Origin of the sequence: Kocuria sp. ChxB (assembly GCF_044359605.1) — a bacterium.
GTDB classification, from domain to species: Bacteria; Actinomycetota; Actinomycetes; order Actinomycetales; family Micrococcaceae; genus Kocuria; species Kocuria rhizophila.
The window spans coordinates 105,895-130,892 of sequence record NZ_CP121123.1 but is presented as its reverse complement, the minus strand read 5'-3'; the positions used below and the strand labels follow the sequence as shown (position 1 = coordinate 130,892).

Sequence of the window (24,998 nt, the reverse complement as noted above, 5' to 3'; positions counted from 1 at the left end):
GGTCAGCCGATCTCGGTGATCTCGGGACCGCGGCGCGGCGGCTGCACGTCCGGGCGCGACGACGTCTCCCCGGACTCACCGCCGCCCTGCGGTGGCGTGTCCCCCGGGCCGTCGGCGCGGGTGATCGTGGCGTTCTCGGGCATGGTCAGGGCCAGCATGTCGCGCGGCGGGTGCGGATCCTGGCCGCGGACCACCACGAGGGCCCGCACGGCGTCGTCGAGCACCTCTGCAGTGGTGCCGGGCATGGCGGCGCCGCCCGTGAACACCGCGCGCAGGAACCAGCGCGGGCCGTCGATGCCCACGAAGCGCGCGAGACGGTAGCCCTTCTGGCCGTCCGGGGTGGTCCCCGGGAACTTTGCGTCGACCTGCAGCCCGAGCGGGCCCTGGGACACGGTCGGGTTTCCGCCGTCGCGGCGCAGCCCGGCCACGAGCTCGGCCCGCACCTCGTCCCACAGCTGCGCGGTCTTCGGGGCGGTGAACGCCTGCAGCTGCACCGAGCCGTCGCGGAAGTCCAGGTTCACCGCACGCGGCACCTTGGTGTGCTGGTCCACCTCCATGCGCACGGTCACCCCGCTGATGGGCTTGACCAGCAGCGCACCCATGTCCAGGTAGTCGCCACGTTCACCCGAGAACTCGGCCTCGTCCCACGGGCCGTTCGCCCGCGGGTCCGTCACGTCCTGATCCGGCTCGCCCGCCTCCTCGCCCTGGGGGGCGCCGTTCTCTTCGGCGGCCGTCTCCGCCGCGTCGGTGCTGTTGCGCTTCTTACGTCCGAACATCGATCACTCCAGGAAGTCGTCGGGCAGAAAATCGGTGGTGCCCCGCCACGGGTGCGGGTCAGTGGGTTCCGGAGGAGCCGAAGCCCCGTTCCCCGCGCTCACTGTCGTCGAGCTCGTCGCTCGGCACGAAGCGCGCCGTGACCACCGGCTGGATCACCAGCTGGGCGATCCGCTCGCCCCGGCGGACCGTGTAGCTCTCGCGGGCGTCCGTGTTGAGCAGGCACACCTTCAGCTCCCCCCGGTAGCCGCTGTCCACGGTGCCCGGGGCGTTGACCACGGTGATCCCGTGCTTCACGGCCAGTCCGGACCGGGGGTGCACCAGGCCCACGTGGCCCTGCGGGACGGCCACGGCGACACCCGTGTCCACGAGTGCCCGTTCACCCGGCGCCAGCACCACGTCGTGGCGCGCCCGCAGGTCCGCCCCGGCGTCGCCCGCGCGCGCGTAGGACGGCGGGAGCAGGTCCGGGTCCAGCATCCGCAGCGGAACGGGGAGGTCCTCGGGGGTGTTCACGTCAGTCACAGTCCTCCACTCTAACGCGCCGCCCCGGCGCCCACGGAGCACGTTCAGCGCCCGCCCAGGAGCAGCGGGGCGGGACCACCGCGCCCGTCCCCGGGCCCACCGCCGCGGGCCACGGTCACGAGTGGTGCGCCCCGCCCCGGCCCCGCGGGGTCCTCGACGGCGCCGCAACGGTCCCGGCCGTCCCGCGGCCGTGTGGCCACGACCACCCCATCCGCGGGCTCCCGGCGGGGCACCGGGCGCACGAGTGTGCCAAGGTGGGGGCATGAGCTCTCAGCACCCCGTCCCCGGCGAGGACACCCCTCTGGACGCCACGCCCCCCCGCGAGACCCGGAGCACCGCACCGGGGAGCACCCCGGGCCGCACCGCGACCACCGGTCCGCGCGACCCGCGGGACCGGGCGGTGCCCCCCGCTTCCCGTGCCGGGGACGCGGACGGCGCGCGGGCGGCGTCGTCCGCCAGGGGCGCGCACGACGGCGCGGTGCGCTACTCCGAGAAGCTCACCGTGTCCTGGTGGATGTGGCTGATCGTGGCCTTCGTGGGCGGCACGGGCTTCGTGGCCGTGGCCCCCATCAGCATCGCCGTGGGAGTCGTCGTGGCCGTGGTGCTGGTGGTCGCCGTGGGTCTCGCGGTGCACCTCGGCGCGCCGAGCATCGTGCTCACGGACGAGGACCTGCGCGTGGGACGGGCGTACATCGAGCGGCGCTACGTGGGCCGCGCGGAGGCCCTGCGCGGTACCGCGGCCCGTGAGGCACGCGGCCCGCAGCTGGACGGCCGCGCCTTCATGAACTTCCGGGTGTCGGTCCCGGACCTGTGCCGGATCGAGATCACCGACCCCGTGGACCCCACGCCCTACTGGCTCACCGCGACCCGCCACCCGGAGGAACTCGCCCGCGCCGTCAACGAGCGACCGGGGTCCGGCCACTGACGGACGCGCTGAGCCCCGGCCCTCCCGCGCGGAGGCGGACACTCCGGGAACGACGGCGGGCGGTCACCCTGACAGGGTGACCGCCCGAGGCAATCGTGCGAGCGGGGAACTCAGCCCAGGCACTCGTAGCAGTACTTCACGCCGCCGCGCTCCTCGGCGAGCTGCGAGCGGTGGCGCACCAGGAAGCAGGAACCGCACGTGAACTCGTCGTCCTGGGCCGGCAGGACCACCACGGAGAGCTCCTCGTTGGAGAGGTCCGCTCCGGGCAGCTCGAAGCTCTCGGCCGCCGTGGCCTCGTCCTCGTCAACGCTTCCGGACTGGTGGTCCGACCGCCGGGACTGCAGCTCCTCGATGGAGTCTTCCTTGAGGTCCTCGTCCTGCTTGCGCGGTGCGTCGTAGTCTGTGGCCATGTGTCTATCCGCTCCAACCGGTCTTCGCGAGATCGCTGTATGCAACGGCGTCCGGACGATCTCCCCCGGGGCCGTGTCGCGTAGAGTGTGCACCATGGGGGCTGAAAAAGCCAGCACCCCGGACACAGATTTCTCACAGGGCATGATCCGCCGCAGCGGCGGGCAGATCCGCGCCCGGACCAGCCCCGACATCGCCGCCACGCGGCCGTGCGGCACCCGCCCCGGCGCCCCGCGGGCCTGCCAGTAGACTGGCGCACAGATGGCGCGGGGCGCACCACGGAGGACGTGGGGAGCGCTCCCCCGACGGAAGGACAGCATGGAGCAGTTGCGCCTGGCAGGAGTGCACGACGACGGCGAGCACCTGATCGTGGAGACCCCCGACTCCACGCGGTACCGCCTGAAGATCGACCAGCAGTTGCGGCAGGCGATCCAGTACGCCCGGCGCAAGCCACCGGCCCGGGGGCGCGGCGGCGCGTCCTACGGTCCGCGCGACATCCAGGCGAGGTTCCGGGCGGGCGCCAGCGTGGACGACATCGTGGCCGAGTCCGGGTGGGAGCCGGAGCGCGTGCGCCGCTACGAGTGGCCCATCCTCGCCGAGCGCTCCCACATGGTCACCGAGGCCTGCCGGGTCAAGGTCTCCGGCACCAACCCCTCGCACGACGGCTACCGCTCCGTGTTCGAGGGAGAGCCCAAGTCCCTGCAGGAGACGGTCGAGGCCCAAGCGGCGCGACTCGGCGTGGACCGTTCCAGCTTCGACTGGGACGCGTGGCTCCGGGAGGACCAGCTGTGGACGGTGCAGCTGAGCTTCGACCCCCCTGCCGAGCGTGACTCCCTGCCCGCGCCCGAGCCGGCACGGTGGAGCTACAACCCCGCCACGCGCAGCGTGCGCCCGGACAACGACTGGGCCCGGGCCCTGGGAGAAGAGCCCCGCGAGACGGGTCCGCTCGGCCCCGCGGCACCGGCCGCGCCCGTGCAGGCCCCCGGCCCCGCCGTGCACCGGCTGCAGTACGAGGCCGGCCCGGCGGACGACCTCCTGGACGTGCTGCAGGCCCGCCGCGGCCGCCATCTGGGCACCGACGAGCCCGGCGACGACCGGCTCGCGGAGATGCTCGGCCGCGGGATGGGCCAGGTGGAGCAGCGCCCCCGGCCGATCGACGCGCCCGAGGACTCCCCCGTGTTCGACCGCCCCATCCAGCCCGCCGCCTCGCAGGTGGCCGAGGAGCGGGCACTGCGGGGTGAGGGGATCCAGATCGTGGACGACTCCACACCCGACCGCGAGGATCCCCGTGCCACCGGTGCGGACACCTCCCCCGAGCCGGCTCCCGGGCCCGAGGAGGACACCCACCTGGACGGGGACGAGACCTGGGTGGAGGTCACCCAGGAGCAGGACGCCTCCCGGGGGCGCACCGACCCCCAGGGCCCCGAGAACCACGCCGACGCCGCTGCGGTGGCCACCCTGACCCCGCGCACCGCAGGTGCCGGTCGGGATGCGGCCGGTCACGGTGCGCAAGACCCGGAGGAGAGCAGCCGGGACGAGGACCCTCGGGAGACTCGGGCGGCTTCCGCCGAGCACGACGCCGGCGCGGACTCCGAGTCCACGGCCCCCGGACCGCGCGGACGCACTCCCAAGGCGAAACGGTCCTCCGTGCCCAGCTGGGACGACATCGTGTTCGGAGCCAACAGGTCCTGACCACTCCACGGCCACCGGCCGTGGTGCAACATCCCCGCGCCGCACGGTACAGTCGCGGGGGCAGGTCGGGTTCCACGGGGAGAATGTGCTCCGGCCGCACGCGAACACGGGCAACTCGTAGGGAAATCGGGCATGAGCAACTCCATTCAGGACGATCTATTCGGCGACGACTCACCGTCGGGCGAGGGCACGGGCTCCGCGCCCCGCTCGGGGGCTCGCCGCTACCTGGCACCCGTGGCCCTGGGAGGGGCCGCGCTGCTCGTCCTGGCCGGTGTCGGTGCCGTGGCCTTCACGGGGTTCACGGGAGGTTCGGACGAACCCGCTCCCGCGGACTTCGCCACGGAGACCGCCACACCGAGCGCTCCCCCGACGCGCACGAAGACCCCCACCCCGACTCCCACCACGCCGGAGCCCACGGTGCCGCCGGAGCAGTACTACGTGCCCCCGCAGCCCGTGGCACCCGTGCAGCCGGTCTATCCGGCTTCCCAGCCGCCCGTGGCTCCGCAGCCGGCGCCCACCACGGCCAAGCCCGCGCCCCCGAAGCAGCCCACCCAGGCGCCGACCACCAAGGCCCCCCAGCCCACGGCACCCCCTGCCCCGAAGCCCACGCCGCCTGCTCCTCCGAAGCCCCCGGTGAACCCCACGGCACCGCCCACCGGTGGGGGCACGGGCAAGGGCTCGAACACGGGTGCCGACGCGGCCCAGGGCGGGGGTCAGGCCGAAAGCTCCTCGGGGGCCGACGCCGGGTCCGCCCGCTGAGGGTCCCGCACCAGGACCACTCGTCGAACGGCATCCACGGGATCCCCGCGCGGGGTTCTGCGGCTCACCACAGCAGGGCCGGCACGTACCGTTCCTCGTCCGTGAGGGAACCGTGCTGGCCCACCATGCCCAAGGGCCGGGTGCCCTGCCGGGAGACGTCGTAGAGGGCGATCTCCTCCCTCCCCAGGATCCACACGTCGCCCGCCCGGGCGAGCATCCGGGGGTCCGGGTCCGCACCGAAGTAGCCCGCCCGCGCGAGCTCGGTCCGCGTGGCAGTCCACACCGCGTCCCCGAAGTGCTCCTGCCAGCGCTGCGCCACGTCCTCCGCATCTGCGTGGGCGGAGAGGTGCAGCTGCACCGCCCGCGGCTCCCCCGCCGTGTGGCGGACCCCGTCCATCAGATCCGCCTCCCCACTGACGTCCAGGCGGTGCTCCGGGCCCACGTCCACCATGCCGTGGTCCGCGGTGAGCAGCACCCGGGTGTTCGCGGGCAGCCGTGTCACGAGACGTTTCAGGGCGGAGTCCAGCTCCTCCAGAGACCGCAGCCACGCGTCGGAGCGCCAGCCCACCCTGTGGCCGGTCTTGTCCAGCTCGTCCCAGTAGAAGTACACCAGTCCCCGGCGCCCCTCCCGCAGCTGCTCGAGGGTGCGGGCCGTCCGGGCGTACACGCCGTCGGCTCCGACGAAGCGCCCGCCCCGAAGCGCCGCCCGGGTGAGTCCGGAGGTCTCGAAGCGCGGCGCACTCACGGTCGCGGTGTCCACGTGCTCCGCGGCGCGCTCCAGGACGGTGGGCACGGGCTGCCACGCGAGCGGATCGACGTCGGCGGGCCACTGGCCCAGCATGTTGACCACCCGCTCCGTGGCAGGGTCCAGCACGTCGTAGCCGAGCATCCCGTGCGTCCCGGGGGCCGCTCCGGTCCCCAGACAGGACAGGGAGACGGACGTGGTGGAGGGGAACGCGGCGTCGAGCTCCCCGAGGGGCTGCGCGGAGCGCAGCGTGGGCGCGTAGCCCTGGACCTCCCGCAGCAGCCGGGAGCCGAGCCCGTCCACGAGCACCACCACGTAGCGGTGCGCGGCCGGCAGGCTCAGCGCGTTGCACGTCCCGGGCACCCCCGTGGCCGCGGCGGCCGAGCTCAGCACGTCCGCGATGCTGCGGGACCCGTAGCGCGGCGGGCGGGGCAGCTCGCGCGCGCTCACAAGGTGCGGCCCGCGTCGCGTCCGCTGTGGCGGTGCCCGAAGCGGCTGCGAGGTGCGGGCGGCTCGGGACGGGACGCCCCCTGGTGCGGGGCCTGGGCGATCTGGGCGCCGGAGTCGGTCAGAGGTGCCACGTTCGCGCGCCGCAGGGTCCGGGCGAACTCGCGCGCACCCTCCACGGCGTCCTGTCCGTCCGCCTCGGAGCTGATGCGCATCACCACGTCCTCGCTCGCGGCGGTGCCCGTGTACCCGTGGTCGGCCTGGCACTCCGGGTCCTCGCACATGGCCGGGTACAGCTCGAGCTGCTGCGTCCCGGTCCAGCTCACCGCGAGGTTCAGCTCCATGATCGGTGTGCCCGGCTGGTAGTTCTGGGGCTGGTGGTACGCGTAGCTCAGCGTCACGGAGCGGATCTGGGAGATGGGCACGGTCTCCGAGGACACGCGCGCCACGGTGTCCGCGCCGTTCTCGTCCAGCTGCTGGTCGTCCACGTGGGTGATGTGCAGGACGTCCTCCGCCAGGACCAGCGCCGTGATGTGGCGGTGCAGCTCCGTGTTGGTGAAGTGGGTCTCCAGCTGCACGAGGTGGGACGCCGGCCGCCTGCCGTCGAGGGAGTCCATGACCACGTCCGTGACGAGCTGCGGGTAGAACCCCGCCTTCTCGATGTCCTGGACGAGCCGTGAGCCGTCGGGTGCTGAGTAAGTCATGGCGCCATTGTCCTCCACCGGTGGCCCCGCGGCACACCGTGTCATCGCACGACGCCGCCCCGCGGGCCGCACGGTGCCCCGCGGTCCCTCAGGGCGTCACCACGCAGGACACCGTTCCGTCCTCGAGCTGCGTGCACTCCGGGGTGACGTCCGTGGTGGCCGCGGGCGGTCCGCCCACGCCGTCCGAGGGGACCCCGGAGGTCTCCGGTGCCCGCGTGGGTTCCGGAGTGGTGCCCGGGCCCTCAGCTCCACCCCAGCGTGCCAGGGCCGGGCCGAGCCACACGTACCCCGCCACCAGCGCGAGCACCGCGAGGGTCACGGTGAGCATCCACCAGGGCCAGCGGGGAGCCCGTGACCGGGTCCCGGGCTCACGACTCCCGGACGGTACAGCGGCACGCGTGCCCACTGGATCTGCCGTCGTCATCCCGCCCGCGGCCCCCGCGGGAGCAGGATCCCCGGAGGTCGCGGTCAGTCGGGCCGTCTCCTGGGGCCCCAGGGCCGCGGGTCCCGGGGCCGCGGTGGCACGCCCTCCAGTCTCGGACACCTGCTCCAGCACCGGGGTGCCGGCGGTGTCGATGAGCTCTGTGCTGTCCTCCGCGGGCGGTCCGGCCACGGGCCACCGGGTGGTCGACACCGTGGTGGCACGCTCCGTGTCGTGGCCACCGTCCCCCACCGGGGAGAAGGGGCGCAGCAGGTCTCCCCCGCGCTCGGTCATCGCGGGGCGCTCCGGAGCGGAGATCGCCTGGCGGTGCACGGCGTGCCACGCAATCGGGGCGTCGGCGGTGCGCCGGGCTCCCGGGGGCAGGCGGGCGGCGTCGGCCACCGGGGACAGCTCACGCTCCGTGGTGGGCTCGAGGACGTCGAAGACCTCGAACGGCTCGCCCTCCGCGGTCTGCGCTGTCCTGCCCGCGCGAGCGGACGCCGTGTCCAGCAGCTGCGCCAGCAGGCGGTCGGCGGCCCGGACACGCTGCTCGGGGTCCGGGTCCAGCAGCCCCGCCACCCCGGTGCGCAGCGCGGGCGAGTCCTCGAAGAGCTCGAGCTCCGCCACGTCCTCGGGGCGCAGCGGGTCCGCGCTGAGGTCCACCTCGGGCAGGACCATGCGCACCGCGGTCACACCCGCGGCGTAGAGGTCCATGCTCCGCGAGGGGTTGCCCGGCGCGTAGGCCTCCGAGGGCAGGTACCCGGGGGTTCCCACCACCGTGCCGGTGTGGGTCAGGCGCGCGTCGTCGAGACGGACCGCGATGCCGAAGTCCGCGAGCCGGGCGACAGGGAGTCGCGAACCCGTGGGTTCGAGCAGCACGTTGGCGGGTTTCACATCGCGGTGCACCCATCCGCGGGTGTGCACGAACCGCAGGGCCTCCAGCAGCTGGCACACGAACTCCTCCGCCAGCCAGTCCGCCACCGCGCCGTTGTCCTGCAGCGCGGCCTCCAGGGTTCCGCCGGAGACGAGTTCCATGGCGATCGCCACGTGCTCGTCCTCCGCCGCCCAGCCGTAGGGCGCGACCACGTGCGGGTGGTCCAGGTTCACGGACTGCTCGCGCACGAAGCGCAGCAGGTCCGCGGAGTCCCGCTGCCGCAGCAACTTGGCCGCGCACTCCGTGCCCAGCCGCAGGTCGTGGGCGCGCCACACGGCACCGCTGCCGCCCTCCGCAATGGGCGTCAGCAGCTCGAAACGGCCGGCGATCGTGTCCCGCACTGTCGTGCCGCGCTTATCCCAGCATCGCGCGGCGGGCGCTGTCCGTGCGCTGGCCCGGGTCCCCGATCTTGACGACGGCCGAGAGCACGGTCAGCACCGGTCCGGAGAGCACCACGGGGTTCAGTTCCAGGAACGCGATCTGCGGGAAGCGGTCCTTGAGGAATGCCGCCCTGTTCACCAGCTGCTCGAGCCCGGTGGTGTCCACCGGCGGGACCCCCTGGTACCCGAAGAGCTTTCGCGCGGCCTTGGGGGCCCGCACCATCCGGGTGATGTCCCGGTCCGTGAGCGGCGGGACGCGGTGTGCCCAGTCGTCCAGCAGGTTCACGGCGTCGCCGGTCATGCCGAAGGACAGCACGGGTCCGATCAGAGGGTCCTCGGCGGCCCGCAGCACCACGGTCTGACCCGTGGGCGCCATGGACTGGACCTCGAAGTCGGTCACGTTCCACCCGGCCAGGGTGCGCTTCATGGTCTCGATCGCCGCGCGCAGCTGGTCCGAGTCCTGGATGTTGAGCACCACACCGCCCAGGTCCAGCCGGTGGCGCAGGAACGGGTCCGTGGTCTTCAGTGCCACCGGGTACCCCAGGCGCTCGGCGGCGGCCGGGCCGTCCTCCGGGTCGTTGAAGCGCACGGATTCCAGCACCCGGATGCCCGCGTGCCCGAGCAGCTCGTTGCGCTCGGCCGTGCTCAGCTCGTAGAGCTCGTCCCCGGTGACCTTCTCCCGCAGCCGGTCGAGCACCGACTCCACGGCCTCGACGTCGAAGTCCTCGGGCACCGTGACCACGCCCTGGTCCTGCGAGCGCCACGTGGTGTAGTCGATCACCTGCGCGAGCGCGTGCATCGCGGTGCCCGGCGAGTCGAAGCACGGCAGGGCGGCGTCGTCCGCGGTGCGCACCGATGCCGTGAGGCTGTCCGGGCCGTGCTGGCCGGTGAACACGGCTACCGTGGTGCGTCCCGCACCGCGTGCCGCGAGCGCCACGTCCCGGGCGAGCTCGTCCCGGTCCAGGCCCTGCGCGGGCATGAGCACGAGCACCACGCTGTCCACGTCCTGGGACGCCAGCTGCTCGCGGGCGGCCTCGAGGACGGCGCGGTGGGCGGCCTCCCCTCCCTGGGTGGTGTCCACGGAGCCGTTGACCACCACCGGCTCGAGGTCCAGCCGCAGCGCCGTGTCCTCGGTGAGCTGGGCGAGCGCGAGGGCGTTGGAGACCACGGCGATCCGGCGGGATCCGGGCAGCGGCTGGCTCTCCGCGATCGCGGCGATGTCCAGCAGCTGCTCCGCGGTGGTGGCCCGGATGACCCCCGCCTGGCGGAACATGGCGTCCAGGGCGCCCGGCGGGGCCTGGGTCACGCGCCCGGTGTGGCCCGGGGGCAGCCGCAGCCCGGTGACCTCGGACTTGGCCACGATCACGGGCTTGGACAGCGAGAGCCGGCGCGCGATGCGCGAGAACTTGCGCGGGTTGCCCACGGACTGCAGGTAGAGCCCGCACACCGTGGTCCCGGGATCGTCCTCCCAGTGCTGCATGAGGTCGTTGCCGGAGACGTCCGCGCGGTTGCCCGCCGACAGGTAGCTGGACAGCCCCACCCCGTGGCGCAGTGCCGCGCCGTAGAGCATGGTGCCCACGGCCCCGGACTGGGAGAACAGGCCCAGCCCACCGCGCCGCGGCATCTGCTCCAGCACGGAGGCGTTGAGCGAGACCGCAGGGTCGGTGTTCATGAGCCCCAGGCTGGCAGGCCCCACCACGCGCATGCCCGCCGCGCGGGCGATCCGCACGAGCCGGCGCTGGGCCAGTGCACCCTCCACACCGTCCTCGGCGTAGCCGCCCGTCATCACGACGACGGCGCGCACGCCCGCTCGGCCGCAGTCCGTCACCGCCTCCTCCACGGCGTCCCGGGGCACGGCGATCACGGCCAGGTCCACGGGGTCGGGGATCTCCGAGAGGGCCGGGACGAAGGTGAGCCCCTCGCGCTCGAACGGGGAGTGGCCCACGCCGTACAGGGTTCCGGTGAACCCGCCCTCGAGGATGCTCTCGACGGCGTGGTGACCAGCGTGCTCCTCGTGGGCGGAGGCCCCGATCACGGCCACCGTGGCCGGTGTGAGCAGGTCCTGCACGGAGCGGGCCTCGGCACGGTGCTCGCGGGCGGCCATGACCGCCAGGGACTTCTCGGTGGGGTCGATGTCGAACTCCACGACCACCACGCCGTCCTCGAACTGGCGGGAGACGTCGTAGCCGGCCTCCACGAACACGTGCAGCATCTTGCGGTTCTCGGGCAGCACCTCGGCGGTGAAGCGGTTGATGCCGTTCTCCCGGGCCGCCGCGGCCAGGTGCTCCAGGAGGATGGAGCCGATGCCCCGGCCCTGGTGGTGGTCCGAGATCATGAACGCCACCTCCGCCGCTCGCGGCGAGGTGCGGTCGTAGCGGCCCACGCCGATGAGCTTGTCCCCCAGGATCAGCACGAAGCACACGCGGTCCCGGTGGTCCACCGTGGTGAAGCGCTCCAGCTCCCGCTGGGACAGCTTGGGCTTGTAGGAGAAGAAGCGCAGGTAGATGCTGTCCTGGGACTGCGAGGAGTGCATCTGCTGCAGCAGCTCCTGGTCCTGCGGGCTGATGGGGCGCAGGTGCGCGGTGGCGCCGTCCCGCAGGATGACGTCCGCCTCCCAGTACTCGGGGTAGGCCTGCTGCTGCGGAGTCTCGTCGAGGGAACCCATAGACTTCAGACTAGCCAACCGCCTGCCCCTGACACAGGAGCACGCACCGAATCCAAGGAGTTGCCGCTCGATGGCTCGTCGCCGCTCAGCCACCCGTTCCCCCCAGGACGACCTCCCCGAGGACTTCGTCGAGCACATCGTGGACGTGGACGTCACCCAGGAGATGGAGACCAGCTTCCTCGAGTACTCCTACTCGGTGATCTACTCCCGCGCCCTGCCGGACGCCCGGGACGGCCTCAAGCCCGTGCAGCGGCGGATCCTGTTCATGATGGACCAGATGGGGCTGCGCCCGGACCGCGGCCACGTCAAGAGCGCGCGCGTGGTGGGCGAGGTCATGGGCAAGCTGCACCCCCACGGTGACGCCGCGATCTACGACGCGATGGTCCGCATGGCGCAGTCCTTCGCCATGCGCGTGCCCCTGGTGGACGGCCACGGCAACTTCGGCTCGCTCGACGACGGTCCGGCCGCCCCGCGCTACACGGAGGCCCGCATGGCCCCGGCAGCCCGGACGCTCACCGGGGACCTGGACGAAGACGTCGTGGACTTCGTGCCCAACTACGACAACCAGTTCCAGCAGCCCGCCGTGCTCCCGGCCGCGTACCCCAACCTGCTGGTCAACGGCGCCACGGGCATCGCGGTGGGCATGGCCACCAACATGGCCCCGCACAACATGCGGGAGGTCGCGGCCGGCGCCCGCCACCTGGTCCTGAACCCCGAGGCCACCCTGGAGGAGCTCATGAAGCTCATCCCCGGCCCTGACCTGCCCTCGGGCGGGCGGATCGTGGGGCTCGAGGGCATCCGGGACGCGTACCGCACCGGGCGCGGCTCCTTCCGCACCCGCGCCACGGTCTCGATCGAGCAGGTCTCCCCGCGCAAGCAGGGCATCGTGGTCACCGAGCTGCCCTACATGGTGGGTCCCGAGAAGGTCACCGAGAAGATCAAGGACGCCGTCCAGGCCAAGAAGCTCACCGGCATCTCGGACGTGGTGGACCTCACGGACCGCACCAACGGGCTGCGGCTCGTGATCGAGGTCAAGAACGGTTTCAACCCCCAGGCGGTGCTCGCCCAGCTCTACAAGCACACGCCGCTGGAGGAGTCCTTCGGGATCAACAACGTGGCCCTGGTGGACGGCCAGCCGCGGACCATGGGCCTGCTGGAGCTGCTGCGCGTCTACACGGACCACCGGATCGCCGTGGTGCGCCGACGCACCGCGTTCCGCCTGTCCAAGCGCCAGGACCGGCTGCACCTGGTCGAGGGTCTGCTGATCGCGATCGTGGACATCGACGAGGTCATCCAGATCATCCGAGGCTCCGAGGAGACCGCCGAGGCCAGGGACCGGCTGATCGCGGTCTTCGACCTCTCCCGGGCCCAGGCGGAGCACATCCTGGAGCTGCGGCTGCGCCAGCTCACCAAGTTCTCCCGGATCGAGCTCGAGGCCGAGCGTGACCAGCTACAGCGGGAGATCGCGGAGCTCGAGGCAATCCTGGGCTCGGAGACCACGCTGCGCGGCGTCGTCGCCGACGAGCTGTCCGAGACCGCCCAAAAGTTCGGGGACGAGCGCCGCACCGTGCTGCTCGAGGCGGAGGACCTGCCCGCCGTGACCGCGGCGCAGACCGGCGGGAAGAAGGCGGTCACCTCCGTGGCCCTGGAGATCAGCGACGACCAGTGCTGGGCGTTTCTCTCCACCACCGGGCGGATCGCCCGCAGCGCCGCGCGCACTCCCCTGGCGGACGGCTCGCGCCGCTTCAAGCACGACGCGCTCACGAGCGTGGTCCCCGCGACGGCTCGCGGCGAGATCGCCGCCGTGACGTCAACTGGCCGGATGCTGCGTGTCTCGTGCGTGGACATTCCCGTCCTGCAGGACTTCGACGGCGTGCCCCGCCTCGCGGACGGTGTGCCCGCCGCGGACTTCCTGGGCCTAGAGAAGAACGAGGCGCTCGTGGGCCTGACACCCCTCAACGAGGTCGTGGTGATCGGCACGGCCGCGGGCGTGGTCAAGCGCGTGAACCCCGACTACCCGCTGAACCTGGACCAGTGGTCCGCGATCAAGCTCAAGGACGGGGACCGCGTGGTGGGCGTGGGTGCCGCGCCGGACGCCGCCGAGCTCGTCATGGTGTCCTCGGACGCCAAGCTGCTGCACTTCCCCGCCTCCGCCGTGCGTCCGCAGGGCCGCACCGCCGGTGGCGTGGCCGGGATGAAGCTCGCCGCCGGTGAGCATGTGATCTTCTGCGGGGCGGTGATCCCGCAGGAGTCCACCGTGGTGGTCACGCAGGCCCGCGGGGACGGTCAGCTGCCGGAGATGGGAGAGGCCTCCGTCAAGGTCACCCCCCTGAGCGAGTTCCCGCCCAAGGGCCGTGCCACCGCGGGTGTGCGTGCGCAACGGCTGCTCGCCGGGGAGGACACGCTGAACCTCGCGTGGGTGGGCCACGGGCCGGGCAAGGCCGTGTCCGCCGCAGGGGTCGCGCGGAGCCTGCCCACCGAGTACGGGCGCCGGGACGGCTCCGGGGTGGGCATCGACCGGGCCGTGGCCGCCGTGGGTCCCGCCCTCACGGGGCTGCCGGTGGAGGTTCCCACCGCCGGGAGCGCGTCCCGGGAGGATGCGGACACCGCGTCAGCGGAGGGCTGAGACGTCGCGGTCCGCGTCCGTGGCCGCAGGCCCTGTCGTGCGGGACCGGCGGTCACGTCACCGCTGACGCAACCTGGCGGCGTCGTGCTCCCCGCCGCGCTGACGCATCCCGTGGTCGTCCACCTGCGGCGAGCGGCCGGTCAGGCGTCGATCTGCTCCTGGTTCAGGTGCGAGGCGCCGGCCACGATGAAGTCCTTGCGGGGCGCCACCTGCGAGCCCATGAGCAGTGAGAACGCGCGCTCCGCGGCCTCCGCGTCCGACACCCGCACCCGGCGCAGCACGCGGTGGCGGATGTCCATGGTGGTCTCCGCGAGCTGGTCCGCGTCCATCTCACCCAGACCCTTGTAGCGCTGGATGGGCTCCTTGTAGCGCCGCCCCTGCTCCTCGAGGCTGCCCAGCAGGGTGTCCAGCTCGCGCTCCGAGTACGTGTAGACCATCTCGTTGGCCTTGGAGCCGGGGTTCACGATCTGCACCCGGTGCAGCGGCGGCACTGCGGCGTAGACGCGGCCGGCCTCCACGAGGGGGCGCATGTAGCGGTAGAACAGGGTGAGCAGCAGCGTGCGGATGTGGGCGCCGTCCACGTCCGCGTCCGTCATCATGATGACCTTGCCGTAGCGCGCGGCGTCCAGGTCGAAGCTGCGCCCCGAGCCCGCGCCGATCACCTGGATCAGCGCGGCGCACTCGGCGTTGGCCAGCATGTCCGTGATGGAAGCCTTCTGCACGTTGAGGATCTTGCCGCGGATGGGCAGCAGCGCCTGGTGGTTCGAGTTGCGCGCCAGCCGGGCCGTGCCCAGCGCGGAGTCGCCCTCCACGATGAACAGCTCGGAGCGGGCCACGTCCGCGGAGCGGCACTCCACGAGCTTGGTGGGCATGGACGAGGTCTCCAGGGCGTTCTTGCGCCGCTGGGTCTCCTTGTGCACCCGCGCCGAGATGCGGGACTTCATCTCCGCCACGACCTTCTCGAGCAGCTGGCCCGCCTGGGCCTTGTCGTCGCGCTTCTTCGACGTCAGCTGCCTGGTGAGCTCCGCTTCCACGACCTTGGCGACGATCTGGCGCACGGCGGGGGTGCCCAGCACCTCCTTGGTCTGGCCCTCGAACTGCGGCTCGGCCAGGCGCACGGTCAGGACGGCGGTGAGCCCGGCGAGGACGTCGTCCTTCTCGAGCTTGTCGTTGCCGGCCTTGAGCTTGCGGGAGTTCGCGTCCACCTGCTTGCGCAGCGTCTTGAGCAGGGCGTTCTCGAAGCCGCTCAGGTGCGTGCCGCCCTTGGGGGTCGCGATGATGTTGACGAACGAGCGCACCGTGGTGTCGTACCCCACGCCCCAGCGCAGGGCGACGTCCACCTCGCACGTGCGCTCCACGTCCTGCAGCTGCGCGTGCCCGGAGTCGTCCAGCACCGGCACGCGCTCGGTGAACGAGCCCTGGCCCTGCAGCCGCCACACGTCCGTCACGGGGGCGTCCGGCGCGAGGAACTCGGCGAACTCCGAGATCCCGCCGTCGTACTGGAAGACCTCCTCCACCGGGCCGTCCGCAGCCGGGGTGCCCGGCAGGCGGCGCTCGTCGGTGACGGTGATGCGCAGGCCGGGGATCAGGAACGCCGTCTGGCGGGCACGGCGCACGAGCTCCTCCGTGGAGAACTTCGCGTCCGGTGTGAAGATCTGGTCGTCCGCCCAGTAGCGGATCCGGGTGCCCGTGACACCCCGTTTGGCCTTGCCCACCACCTGCAGGTGCGAGTCCGTGGTGAACGGCTCGAACGGCGCGTTCGGGGAGGGCGCACCCTTGTCCGTGAACGTTCCGGGCTCACCGCGCTTGAAGGACATCTGGTACGTCTTGCCGCCGCGGTCCACCTGCACGTCCAGGCGCGCGGACAGGGCGTTGACCACCGAGGCACCCACGCCGTGCAGACCGCCGGAGGCGGAGTACGAGCCCCCGCCGAACTTGCCGCCCGCGTGCAGCTTGGTGAACACCACCTCCACCCCGGTCAGTCCGGTGCGGGGCTCGATGTCGATGGGGATGCCGCGGCCGTCGTCGTGGACCTCCACGGAGCCGTCCTTGTGCAGGAACAGCGCGATGTCCTGCCCATAGCCCGCCAGTGCCTCGTCCACCGAGTTGTCGATGATCTCCCACAGGCAGTGCATCAGTCCGCGGGAGTCCGTGGAGCCGATGTACATGCCCGGGCGCTTGCGCACCGCTTCCAGTCCCTCCAGCACGGAGAGGTGGCGGGCGTTGTATTCGGATCGAGACGGTGTCACGGGCTTCTTCCGGGGTCGGGGGGGCCGCGAGGGCGTTGGGGACCTCATCACTCTAGACGGCGCCCCGGTTTTGTGCGCGGTGGGCGAAACACCGGCCACGCGGGAAGCAATGGCCGCGCGCGTGGGTTGTACTGGGACGTGCGATCCAGCTGATCGAGCCGACATCGCGCTGCGGTGCGCACACGCGTGCCCGCCGCATTCCACACCTGTGAGGAGGATCCCATGAACGCGACACTCGAAGCGCGTGAACTGAATGCGACCCACCGCTGCGATGCCTGCGGCGCGCAGGCCTACGTCCGCGTGGTCCTCGAATCCACCGGCGGCGAGCTGCTGTTCTGCGCCCACCACGCCCGGGTCAACGAGGACAAGCTGCGTCCCCTGGCCGCCACGTGGCAGGACGAGACCGAGCACATCGGGGCCTGAGTCCTCCACCGCGCCACGGCGGCAGAGACTGACCGGGGCTGCGCAGGAGATGCTATGAGACGAGGCGCGCACCGTGCGGTGCGCGCCTCGTCTCGTACCACGGTCCCGTGAGGATCAGATGGCCGTGGGCTTGCGGCCCCAGAAGATCACGTTGGTCCCCAGGTACCGGCTCTCGGAGCCCACGTCCTGGAACCCTGCCTCCCGCAGCTGTCGTTCCACCTCGGCGGGCGGGACGAACCCCAGCGTGGAGGACTTGAGGTAGCTGTACGCGCTGCGGTCCCGGGCCACGATCTGACCCAGCAGCGGAAGCACCACACTCATGCCCACGGAGACCGCGAGCTTGAGCAGCCCGCGCGGCGGGGCCGTCTCCAGCACCACCACCCGGCCACCGGGCCTGAGCACACGGAACTGCTCGCGCAGCACCCTGGGGACGTCACTGACGTTGCGCAGCAGGTACCCGTGCGTCACGGCGTCGAAGGACGCGTCCTCGTACCGCAGCTCGTGGGCGTCCGCGAACTCCCAGGTGACCGAGTCCGCGCCCGGCTTGGTGCGGGCCTCGGCCAGCATGTTCTCGGAGAAGTCCACCCCCACCACCTCCGCTCGCGGTTCACGACGCCGCACGGCCAGGGCGATCTCACCGGTGCCCGTGGCGATGTCCAGCAGTCTCCCGCGCGGCGGCACCTGTGCCCGCCGGGCCACCTCGCGGCACCAGCGGGCGTGGCCGCCCAGGGTCATGAGCGCGTTGATGCGGTCGTACTCCACATTGATGCGGTTGAAGATGCCCTGCACCTGCGCGTCGCGCGCGGTCATCTCGTGCCCTTCTGCCGGGCCGTGCGCCGGCATCAGTCCAGGTAGTCCCGCAGCACCTGCGAGCGGGACGGGTGGCGCAGCTTGGACATGGTCTTGGACTCTATCTGGCGGATCCGCTCACGAGTGACGCCGTAGACCTTGCCGATCTCGTCCAGGGTCTTGGGCTGACCGTCGGTGAGACCGAAGCGCATGGCCACCACGCCGGCCTCCCGCTCGGACAGGGTGTCCAGCACGGAGTGCAGCTGCTCCTGCAGCAGGGTGAAGGACACGGCGTCCGCGGGGACCACGGCCTCGGAGTCCTCGATGAGGTCACCAAACTCGGAGTCGCCGTCCTCGCCCAGGGGGGTGTGCAGGGAGATGGGCTCACGGCCGTACTTCTGCACCTCCACGACCTTCTCGGGGGTCATGTCCAGCTCGTTGGCGAGCTCCTCCGGGGTGGGCTCGCGGCCCAGGTCCTGCAGCATCTGGCGCTGCACGCGGGCCAGCTTGTTGATGACCTCCACCATGTGCACGGGAATGCGGATGGTGCGGGCCTGGTCCGCCATGGCGCGGGTGATGGCCTGGCGGATCCACCACGTGGCGTACGTGGAGAACTTGAAGCCCTTGGTGTAGTCGAACTTCTCAACCGCGCGGATGAGGCCAAGGTTGCCCTCCTGGATGAGGTCCAGGAACAGCATGCCGCGGCCGGTGTAGCGCTTGGCCAGGGACACCACGAGCCGCAGGTTGGCCTCCAGCAGGTGGTTCTTGGCGCGGCGGCCGTCGTGGATCACCCAGCGGTAGGCGCGGCGGGTGTCGGCATCCATGGAGTCGGCCTCGTCCGCGAACTTGTGCTCGGCGTAGAGCCCGGCCTCGATCCGCAGCGCGAGGTCCACCTCCTGCTCCGCGTTCAGCAGCGCGACCTTGCCGATCTGCTTGAGGTAGTCCTTGACGGGGTCCGCGGTGGCTCCGGCGACGACCACCTGCTGCGCCGGGGCGTCGTCGTCGTCGTTGCTGGTCAGCACGAAGCCGCGGGCGCTGCGGTCCTGGCGCCCCTTCATGAGCTGCGCGGACTCCTCCACCGACGCCTGCTGGGACTCCTGGGCGTCGTCGTCCTCGGCGTCGTCCTGGAGATCCTCCGTCACGATCTCGTCCTCGGCGAGCGCCTCGTCCACGGGGTCGGCCTTCTTGCGACCGCGCCCGGTGCCGGTGCTCTTGGGTGCGGCCTTGGCCGCACTCTTGCGGGGTGTCTCCGTGGTGCCGGGCTTCTCCTCCGTGGAGGCCTTGGCCGCGGCTCCCGCAGCCTTGGTGGTGCCCGCGGTCTTGGTGGTGCCCGTTGTCCGCGTGCCGGTGCTCTTGGTGGCGGCCGTCTTCTTGGCCGCGGTCTTCTTGGGTGCAGCCGTCTTGCGGGCTGCCGTCCTGGTCCCCGCAGTCTTCGCGGTGGAAGCCGTCGTGGTCGAGGCCTCCGCGGTGGCCGCCGTCTGTTCTGCAGCGTCCGACGCCGCAGGCGCGGTGGAGCTCGCCGTGCGCGACGAGGCCGCCGTGGTCTTCTTGGCGGCGGTGCTCTTGCGGGCCACGGTCTTCTTCGCGGCCGTGGTCTTGGCCGCGGTCGTCTTCTTGGCCGCCGTGGTCTTCTTGGCGGGGGCCTTCTTCGCGGCGCCGCTCGTGCTCGCGCCGCTCTGGGAGGCCGACGCCGCCGAGGCGGTCTCCGCCGCGGGGGCCTGCCAGGCGGACGCGGTCTTGCTGGCAGCTGGTGACACGGAAAACCTTTCGTTGGACAGATCTTCGGACGCGTACCACGCGGGTGGCCAACACGCCTATGACCCTGTCAAGTCCGGCGCGGGGACAGGGCTGTCCGGCCGGGACTCTGAGGGTCCTACTCCCGGCAACGCCACACCCCCGCAGATTGTTCCCACCCCCGGGGAGAAAGTTTTTCGTGCCACGGCTCCGTCCCGCGCACCGCACCACCGCGGTCCCCCGCCGGCCACGCACGACGACCCCATGCCCCTCCCGCGGGTCCGTGCCGTCAGCCACGGCTCCAGTGGTGGCGTCCCGGCCACGCCGTGGCCCGGCTCGAGCACCACCACGGTGTGGGAAGCGTGCTCAGGCGGCGCCGGACGTCGCTCACGGCGTGGCGCCCAGCCCCCGGAGCACTGCCCTCGTGGCAGTGTCCCCCCAGCAGGCGAGCGGCCGTGAGGGACCGCCCACGGTAGTGCTCCAGCTGAGCCAGAACGGCGACCACCGTGGTGCGTGCCTCCCGCCCACGGTCCTCATCCCCGGTGTTGGCCGCCATCACCGCGTCGAGCACCTGGAGCACCCTGTGGGCGCTGTCCACGGAGTCCCAGTGCGGTGGTCCGTCCCACTCCCCGGACACCGCGGCGACGCACCGCAGTGCCTCGTCAATGGTCTCCGCGTCGGGATCCAGCCGCCCCGGGGCGCCTCCCTCCAGGCGCCGCGACGCCGCATGCAGCCCCACCAGCGCGGCCGCCGCGCGCTCTGGGCTGCCGGTGAGCCACATGTAGAGGAGGGCGTCCCGGCTGAGATCGTCTCCCAGGTCGTCCAGCAGCCGGAGGAGTATGCGGTCGGGCCACGCGAGAACTTCCGCCACCCAGCGGTTCCGGTTCCGGCCCACACTGTGCCCGGCGGCCGACCAGGCTGCGAGCCGTGCCCTGGCCTGGCCCACCGTGAGGTCGTGGGACGAGGTGGACCGTGGGGGCCGCGCGGCGGCGTGCCGGTCCGCCGTCTCCCGGGGGCTGCGGTCCGCGGAGCGCTGGAGCGCGTCGCGCAGGTGCGCTCCTCTCTCCTGCACGCGGGACCGCCACACGGGGTCGTCGCGCAGGAGCGGTGGTTCCGCTCCACTGCCCTCGGCCACGAGCTGGGCGTTCACGGGGCTGTCCCGGATCAGCCGGGCCGGCAGTGCCCGCTCCGGCTCGTCGGCGTCCCACCAGTGGGTGGGCCCCACCACGAGCTGCCGCAGCAGCTCGAATCCCGTGAGGTCCACGATTCTCCGCCACCGTGCGAGGGCCCCGGAGGCCTCGGTCACCGCGTCCCCTGTCTCCGTGGCGCAGTAGACCACCACCACCAGCTCACCGCAGTGCGGCGTGCCCGCGAGGAGTTCCGCCAGGTCCTCGGCCACCGCAGGCAGGTCCGCTCGGGAATCCGGGGTGTCGAGGCTGAGGCACAGGGCGTGCCCATCCCTCACGGGAAGGAACAGCACGGTGCCGTCGCAGGGGCTGTGCCCCAGCTGGTGGGGAATCAGTGCGAGCAGGTCCTCGCAGCGGCGGACGGTCACGGTCGGGGTGGATTCAGGAGCCACGGTCATGCCCCCACGGTGCCCCGGGGTACGAACGTCCGCGTGGCCGCGGCGTCGTACGTGGAGGGCCGGGGGCCGCAGGCGCACCGGGACCACCGTGGTGCAGTGCGCTCACCGCGGCACGCACCCGGCACCGCCCGCCGCGGGCGCGCCCTCCGCGAAGGGCGTCAGACCGCGTCAGACCGCATCGGGTCCGTGGACGCGACGGACCTGGCGGCTGCACCGCAGGATGGCCAGCGTGCCCACGAGCGCCACGAGTCCCTGGGCGGCGATCGCGGGACGGAACGCCTCGCCGTCGTACAGGGTGGACGAGATCCCGGCTCCGTAGAGCAGGTCCAGCACCAGCCCGGTGACCCAGATGGCGAGCAGGGACGCCGCGAAGCCCCCCACGTTGGCGAGTCCCGTGGCCGTGCCGCTGACCCGGGGCGGGCTGAACGAGCGCACGATGTCGAACGCGATCATGGAGGCGGGAAGGGAGAGGGCTATCAGGCACACACCCCCGTAGACCACGGCCAGCGGAGCCCTGCCCGGCCACAGCAGCAGGACCGCCCAGCCGGACCAGCTGACCGCGCAGCAGGCCAGCACCAGCCTGGAGCGGTGGTGGGCGAAGCGCGCGCTCAGCCTGCCGATCACGGGCGCCACCACCACGTTGAAGACCACGTACACCGTCATCACGGCAGAGGCCTGCCCCGGGTCCAGCCCCTGGGCGTTCTGCAGGTACGGGTAGGCCCACATCAGCGCAAACGTGTTGCCCGCGAACTGGACCGTGAAGTGCACCCAGAAGCCCAGGCGCGTCCCCGGTTCATGCAGCGCCAGGCCCATGGACGCGCGCACCGCGGAGAAAGAGATGCTGTCGCTGAGCTCCCGCGCACCGGGCGGGTGGTTGCGCAGCAGCAGTCCGGACAGGACCGCGGCGAGCATGGCGATTCCCGCCATCACCACGAACGAGGGCACCCACCCGGCGGCGTGCAGCAGCACGGCGAAGGGCAGCACGGAGAACAGCTGCCCCAGGTTGCCCGTCATGCCCACCACCTGGGAGAGCATCGGGACGCGCAACGGCGAGAACCACACGGGCAGCAGGCGCATGACGCACACGAACGTGGCCGCGTCCCCGGCGCCCACCAGGACGCGTCCCACCACACCCTCGGCCACCGACTGCGCCGAGGCCAGCTGCAGCTGCCCTGCCGCCATGGCCACCCCGCCCACCGTGATCAGGATGCGCGGGCCGAAGCGGTCGACCAGGACCCCCACGGGAACCTGCAGCGCCGCGTAGACCAGCACCTGCATCATGGAGAACAGGGAGAGACCGGAGGCCGCGGTCTGGAAGCGCTCGGCGGCCTCCACGGACGCCACCCCGAAGCTCGTGCGCTGGGCCACGGCGGAGAAATAGGCGAACATCCCCACCGCCAGGATCAGCCACGCGGTGAGAGAGTCCCTGGACCGGGGCGCGCTGGGCGAGGGGATGCGGGGCATGCTGGAGGGCCTTCCGGGGGCAGTCGTTGCTCTGCCCCCGCGCGCGCGGCCCGTGGGCTACTGGTCCTGGTGGCCGTCCGAGTCGTTGCGAGCGGCCAGGAACGCCTCGGCCGCGGCGCCGAGGTCGTCGGCGTCAGGAAGATCGGAGTCGTCGGGCCCGGCGAGGATGGACCGGCGGGCGGACGCGTCCACCACGTCATCGTAGCGCCGTTCCATGCTCTCGATGACGGCCTGCACCTCGGGGGACGAGTTCGCCTGCTCGTCGATCTGGCGGATCACGTCCCGGGAGGCCTCCCGCAGCTCGTCGGTGGGCAGCGTGCGGCCCGTGACCGCACTGAGGTGCTCAAGAGCCGCCACCGCAGCCTGCGGGAGGTAGGACTCCGCGAGGTACTGAGGGACGTGAACGGACAGACCCACGTGGTCGATCCCGTGCTCCTGCAAGCGCAGCTCCAGCAGATGGGAGGCCGAGGCGCTCACCTCGAAGCTCGGCCGGCTCCCGCCCATGCGGGGCAGCAGGTCCGCGCGCGGACCGTGGGCCGTCACGAGGACGGGACGGGTGTGGGGCACGGGCATCGGGATGCCGTTCACGATCGCCACCAGGGAGACCCGCAACCGCTGGGCAAGCCCCACCACGGCCGCGGCGAACCGTTCCCACTGGGTGTCCGGTTCCGGACCGGTGAGCAGCAGGAAGTGCCGGTCCAGACCGTCGGTGACGAGGTGCAGGTTCAGCTCGGGAGCCTCCCAGTCCTCGAAGTGGTCCTCCGCGAAGGTCACCCGGGGGCGCCGCGAACGGTAGTCGTAGAGCTGGTCGAGGTCGAAGCGTGCCACCGTCTCGCTCGGCATGGAGTCCAGGACCACTGCCTCGATCTGACCCGCGAGGTGCCCGGCCTCCACGTACCCGGAGAGGGCCACGATCATCGGCAGACCACGCAGCCGGTCATCACCCAGCAGAGCGGGGTTGCCCAGGTACAGGGCCGTGGGATCCATCACTTCTCCTCCTAGTGGACACAGGCCGCGGCGCACCCGCAGACCACGGCGCGCGCCCTCGATGGACAGGGAACGCCCCCGGGGTCACAGGGTATTCCCGCCCCGCAGACCGCAGCCGGATGACTAGGATCGGTGTCACATCGGCGCACTGCGCCCGGGCCCGCGGCCACCTGCACCGCGGCTCCGACCGTTCTCAGCCAGGCGTGGAAGGACATCACAGTGACCACAGCGCAAGAGATCCTCACGACCCATGAGGTGAGCCTCACCGCCGCCACCAAGCCCCTGGGCGACTCCGCCACGGACGCACTCGTGCTGGGCGTCCTCCAGGACGGCACCGTCTCAGTGCCGAGCGACGTGAAGGCGGGAGTCCGGCGTCGTCTGGCGCAGCTCGCCGAGCGGGCGCAGGCGTCGGGCCGCCTGGAGAAGGTCGTCGTGGTCCCCGCGCCGGACGACGTCCGCGCTGGTCTCGTGGTCTTCACGGGCCTCGGTGAGGGCCAGGGCCGGGCGCAGCTCGAGAACCTGCGCCTCGCCGCGGGCTCTGCTGTGCGTGCGCTGCAGGGCCGGGCCTCGTCCGCCGTGGTCTCCCTGCCCGTGGACACCGCCGAGCAGGTCCAGGCCGTGGCCGAGGGCGTGGGCCTCGCAGCGTTCGTGTACACCGCTCAGAAGACCCGCACCGTCGAGGACAAGGACCGGCCCCTGGAATCCGCCGTGGTGAGCGTGCCCAAGAACCTCGCCAAGGCCGCGAAGCCCGCCGTCGAGCGTGCCCGCCACGTGGCCCGCGCGGTGCGTCTGACCCGCACGCTCGTGGACCTCTCCCCGGACACCGCCACCCCGGAGTTCGTGGCGGACGTGGCCACCACCGCCGCCAAGGGCACCAAGGTCAAGGTCGAGGTGCTCGCGGAGAAGGAGCTGACCCGCGGCGGCTTCGGTGGTCTGCTCGGCGTGGGTCAGGGCTCCGTCAACGGTTCCCGGCTCGTGAAGCTGCGCTGGTCCCCGGCGCGCGCCAAGAAGCACGTCTCCCTGGTGGGCAAGGGGATCACGTTCGACTCGGGCGGGCTCTCCCTGAAGCCGCCGGCCTCGATGATGACCATGAAGTCGGACATGGCGGGTGCCGCGGCCGTACTGAGCACGGTCCTCGCCGCGGCGGCCCTCGAGCTGCCCGTGGCCGTGACCGGCTGGCTGTGCCTCGCGGAGAACCTGCCCTCGGGCTCGGCCACCCGTCCCGGCGACGTCCTGCACATGCACAGCGGCCACACCGTCGAGGTGCTCAACACGGACGCCGAGGGTCGCCTGGTGCTCGCCGACGGCCTGTGGGCCGCCGGCCAGGAGAACCCCGACCTGCTCGTCGACATCGCCACCCTCACCGGCGCGCAGATGGCCGCGCTCGGCGTCCGCACCGCCGGTGTCATGGGCGACGACGCCGCCCGCTCCCTCGTGGTCGACGCCGCCGGTCGCGCGGGCGAGCCCGCGTGGCCCATGCCCCTGCCCGAGCACCTGCGCCCCTCGCTGGACTCCTTCGTGGCGGACCTGAAGAACATGGGCGACAAGCACGGCGGAATGCTCGTGGCCGGCCTGTTCCTGCGCGAGTTCGTGCCGGAGCAGGGTGGACGCAGGCTCCCCTGGGCCCACATCGACATCGCCGGACCGTCCTTCAACGAGGCCCAGCCGTGGGGCTACACCCCCAGGGAGGGCACGGGCTTCGGCGTGCGGACCATGCTCGAGATTGCGGCCGCCCACGCCGAGTGAGCAGCGCCGCGTGAAGTGC

At 72.2% G+C, this 24,998-nt stretch carries 19 protein-coding genes; 6 read left to right on the top strand and 13 right to left on the bottom strand.

Annotated features, from left to right (window positions below):
• Nucleotides 1–2 precede the first annotated feature (2 nt).
• Both P8S73_RS00575 and dut read right to left on the bottom strand, forming a co-directional pair.
• The gene (locus P8S73_RS00575) at nucleotides 3–776 is read right to left on the bottom strand and encodes a DUF3710 domain-containing protein (RefSeq protein WP_124109739.1); all 774 of its coding nucleotides are present in this window, start codon (nucleotides 774–776) and stop codon (nucleotides 3–5) included.
• 58 nt (nucleotides 777–834) lie between these two features.
• A complete protein-coding gene (gene dut, locus P8S73_RS00570) occupies nucleotides 835–1,251 on the bottom strand; it encodes a dUTP diphosphatase (RefSeq protein ID WP_047978641.1) in 417 nt (138 codons plus the stop codon).
• Between the two features lie 307 nt (nucleotides 1,252–1,558).
• On the opposite strand from dut, the gene P8S73_RS00565 reads away from it, so the two are divergent.
• Nucleotides 1,559–2,221: a DUF3093 domain-containing protein gene (locus P8S73_RS00565; RefSeq protein ID WP_224764938.1), complete on the top strand. Its 663-nt coding sequence runs from the start codon at nucleotides 1,559–1,561 to the stop codon at nucleotides 2,219–2,221.
• Between the two features lie 110 nt (nucleotides 2,222–2,331).
• On the opposite strand, the gene P8S73_RS00560 is transcribed toward P8S73_RS00565, so the two are convergent.
• Entirely contained in the window at nucleotides 2,332–2,631 is a 300-nt protein-coding gene (locus P8S73_RS00560) for a DUF4193 domain-containing protein (protein ID WP_019310681.1), read from the bottom strand.
• Between the two features lie 316 nt (nucleotides 2,632–2,947).
• Here P8S73_RS00560 and sepH point away from each other — a divergent pair, with 316 nt between their 5' ends.
• Together sepH and P8S73_RS00550 are read left to right on the top strand one after the other, a co-directional pair.
• Nucleotides 2,948–4,321 (top strand): septation protein SepH, encoded by a 1,374-nt coding sequence (gene sepH, locus P8S73_RS00555; protein WP_396350433.1) that lies wholly within the window; start codon nucleotides 2,948–2,950, stop codon nucleotides 4,319–4,321.
• Between the two features lie 132 nt (nucleotides 4,322–4,453).
• Nucleotides 4,454–5,080 carry a hypothetical protein gene (locus tag P8S73_RS00550; protein ID WP_144802876.1) on the top strand — a complete coding sequence of 209 codons (627 nt, stop codon included), beginning with the start codon at nucleotides 4,454–4,456 and terminating at the stop codon, nucleotides 5,078–5,080.
• 64 nt (nucleotides 5,081–5,144) lie between these two features.
• On the opposite strand, the gene P8S73_RS00545 is transcribed toward P8S73_RS00550, so the two are convergent.
• The 4 genes from P8S73_RS00545 to P8S73_RS00530 form a co-directional block, all read right to left on the bottom strand.
• Entirely contained in the window at nucleotides 5,145–6,275 is a 1,131-nt protein-coding gene (locus P8S73_RS00545; RefSeq protein WP_124109617.1) for an alkaline phosphatase family protein, read from the bottom strand.
• A complete protein-coding gene (locus tag P8S73_RS00540; RefSeq protein WP_164481636.1) occupies nucleotides 6,272–6,976 on the bottom strand; it encodes a DUF5998 family protein in 705 nt (234 codons plus the stop codon). The genes P8S73_RS00545 and P8S73_RS00540 overlap by 4 nt, the downstream gene beginning before the upstream one ends.
• A gap of 88 nt (nucleotides 6,977–7,064) precedes the next feature.
• Complete coding sequence (locus P8S73_RS00535) at nucleotides 7,065–8,672, bottom strand: serine/threonine-protein kinase (protein WP_059281049.1); 1,608 nt, start codon at nucleotides 8,670–8,672, stop codon at nucleotides 7,065–7,067.
• Between the two features lie 13 nt (nucleotides 8,673–8,685).
• Entirely contained in the window at nucleotides 8,686–11,376 is a 2,691-nt protein-coding gene (locus P8S73_RS00530) for a GNAT family N-acetyltransferase (RefSeq protein ID WP_059281050.1), read from the bottom strand.
• A gap of 70 nt (nucleotides 11,377–11,446) precedes the next feature.
• Between P8S73_RS00530 and P8S73_RS00525 the strand changes: the two genes are divergently transcribed.
• Nucleotides 11,447–14,002: a DNA topoisomerase (ATP-hydrolyzing) subunit A gene (locus tag P8S73_RS00525; protein ID WP_059281051.1), complete on the top strand. Its 2,556-nt coding sequence runs from the start codon at nucleotides 11,447–11,449 to the stop codon at nucleotides 14,000–14,002.
• A 140-nt stretch (nucleotides 14,003–14,142) separates the two neighbouring features.
• On the opposite strand, the gene P8S73_RS00520 is transcribed toward P8S73_RS00525, so the two are convergent.
• A complete protein-coding gene (locus tag P8S73_RS00520; RefSeq protein WP_059281052.1) occupies nucleotides 14,143–16,251 on the bottom strand; it encodes a type IIA DNA topoisomerase subunit B in 2,109 nt (702 codons plus the stop codon).
• Nucleotides 16,252–16,473: 222 nt separating this feature from the next.
• On the opposite strand from P8S73_RS00520, the gene P8S73_RS00515 reads away from it, so the two are divergent.
• Nucleotides 16,474–16,674, top strand: coding sequence for a hypothetical protein (locus tag P8S73_RS00515; RefSeq protein WP_047978633.1), 201 nt, complete (start codon nucleotides 16,474–16,476; stop codon nucleotides 16,672–16,674).
• A 114-nt stretch (nucleotides 16,675–16,788) separates the two neighbouring features.
• Here the strand turns inward: P8S73_RS00515 and P8S73_RS00510 are convergent, their stop codons facing one another.
• The 5 genes from P8S73_RS00510 to P8S73_RS00490 all read right to left on the bottom strand — a co-directional run bounded on the left by P8S73_RS00510 (nucleotide 16,789) and on the right by P8S73_RS00490 (nucleotide 23,236).
• Complete coding sequence (locus tag P8S73_RS00510) at nucleotides 16,789–17,484, bottom strand: ubiquinone/menaquinone biosynthesis methyltransferase (RefSeq protein ID WP_059281053.1); 696 nt, start codon at nucleotides 17,482–17,484, stop codon at nucleotides 16,789–16,791.
• Between the two features lie 32 nt (nucleotides 17,485–17,516).
• Entirely contained in the window at nucleotides 17,517–19,220 is a 1,704-nt protein-coding gene (locus P8S73_RS00505) for an RNA polymerase sigma factor (RefSeq protein ID WP_396350432.1), read from the bottom strand.
• Nucleotides 19,221–19,486: 266 nt separating this feature from the next.
• The gene (locus P8S73_RS00500; protein WP_124109615.1) at nucleotides 19,487–20,782 is read right to left on the bottom strand and encodes a hypothetical protein; all 1,296 of its coding nucleotides are present in this window, start codon (nucleotides 20,780–20,782) and stop codon (nucleotides 19,487–19,489) included.
• 168 nt (nucleotides 20,783–20,950) lie between these two features.
• Nucleotides 20,951–22,246, bottom strand: coding sequence for a nitrate/nitrite transporter (locus tag P8S73_RS00495; RefSeq protein WP_121240617.1), 1,296 nt, complete (start codon nucleotides 22,244–22,246; stop codon nucleotides 20,951–20,953).
• Nucleotides 22,247–22,303: 57 nt separating this feature from the next.
• On the bottom strand, nucleotides 22,304–23,236 hold the full coding sequence (locus tag P8S73_RS00490) for a proteasome assembly chaperone family protein (protein WP_121240615.1): 933 nt from the start codon (nucleotides 23,234–23,236) through the stop codon (nucleotides 22,304–22,306).
• Between the two features lie 216 nt (nucleotides 23,237–23,452).
• On the opposite strand from P8S73_RS00490, the gene P8S73_RS00485 reads away from it, so the two are divergent.
• Nucleotides 23,453–24,979, top strand: coding sequence for a leucyl aminopeptidase (locus tag P8S73_RS00485; protein ID WP_124109614.1), 1,527 nt, complete (start codon nucleotides 23,453–23,455; stop codon nucleotides 24,977–24,979).
• Nucleotides 24,980–24,998 lie beyond the last annotated feature (19 nt).

Excerpts from the sequence above, each read along its gene's own strand:
- P8S73_RS00565 (WP_224764938.1), top strand. The coding sequence starts at position 1,559 with ATGAGCTCTCAGCACCCCGTCCCCGGCGAGGACACCCCTCTGGACGCC.
- P8S73_RS00530 (WP_059281050.1), bottom strand. The coding sequence starts at position 11,376 with ATGGGTTCCCTCGACGAGACTCCGCAGCAGCAGGCCTACCCCGAGTAC.
- P8S73_RS00495 (WP_121240617.1), bottom strand. The coding sequence starts at position 22,246 with ATGCCCCGCATCCCCTCGCCCAGCGCGCCCCGGTCCAGGGACTCTCTC.
- P8S73_RS00500 (WP_124109615.1), bottom strand. The coding sequence starts at position 20,782 with ATGACCGTGGCTCCTGAATCCACCCCGACCGTGACCGTCCGCCGCTGC.
- P8S73_RS00515 (WP_047978633.1), top strand. The coding sequence starts at position 16,474 with ATGAACGCGACACTCGAAGCGCGTGAACTGAATGCGACCCACCGCTGC.
- P8S73_RS00575 (WP_124109739.1), bottom strand. The coding sequence starts at position 776 with ATGTTCGGACGTAAGAAGCGCAACAGCACCGACGCGGCGGAGACGGCC.
- P8S73_RS00550 (WP_144802876.1), top strand. The coding sequence starts at position 4,454 with ATGAGCAACTCCATTCAGGACGATCTATTCGGCGACGACTCACCGTCG.
- P8S73_RS00560 (WP_019310681.1), bottom strand. The coding sequence starts at position 2,631 with ATGGCCACAGACTACGACGCACCGCGCAAGCAGGACGAGGACCTCAAG.
- dut (WP_047978641.1), bottom strand. The coding sequence starts at position 1,251 with ATGCTGGACCCGGACCTGCTCCCGCCGTCCTACGCGCGCGCGGGCGAC.
- sepH (WP_396350433.1), top strand. The coding sequence starts at position 2,948 with ATGGAGCAGTTGCGCCTGGCAGGAGTGCACGACGACGGCGAGCACCTG.
- P8S73_RS00525 (WP_059281051.1), top strand. The coding sequence starts at position 11,447 with ATGGCTCGTCGCCGCTCAGCCACCCGTTCCCCCCAGGACGACCTCCCC.
- P8S73_RS00510 (WP_059281053.1), bottom strand. The coding sequence starts at position 17,484 with ATGACCGCGCGCGACGCGCAGGTGCAGGGCATCTTCAACCGCATCAAT.
- P8S73_RS00540 (WP_164481636.1), bottom strand. The coding sequence starts at position 6,976 with ATGACTTACTCAGCACCCGACGGCTCACGGCTCGTCCAGGACATCGAG.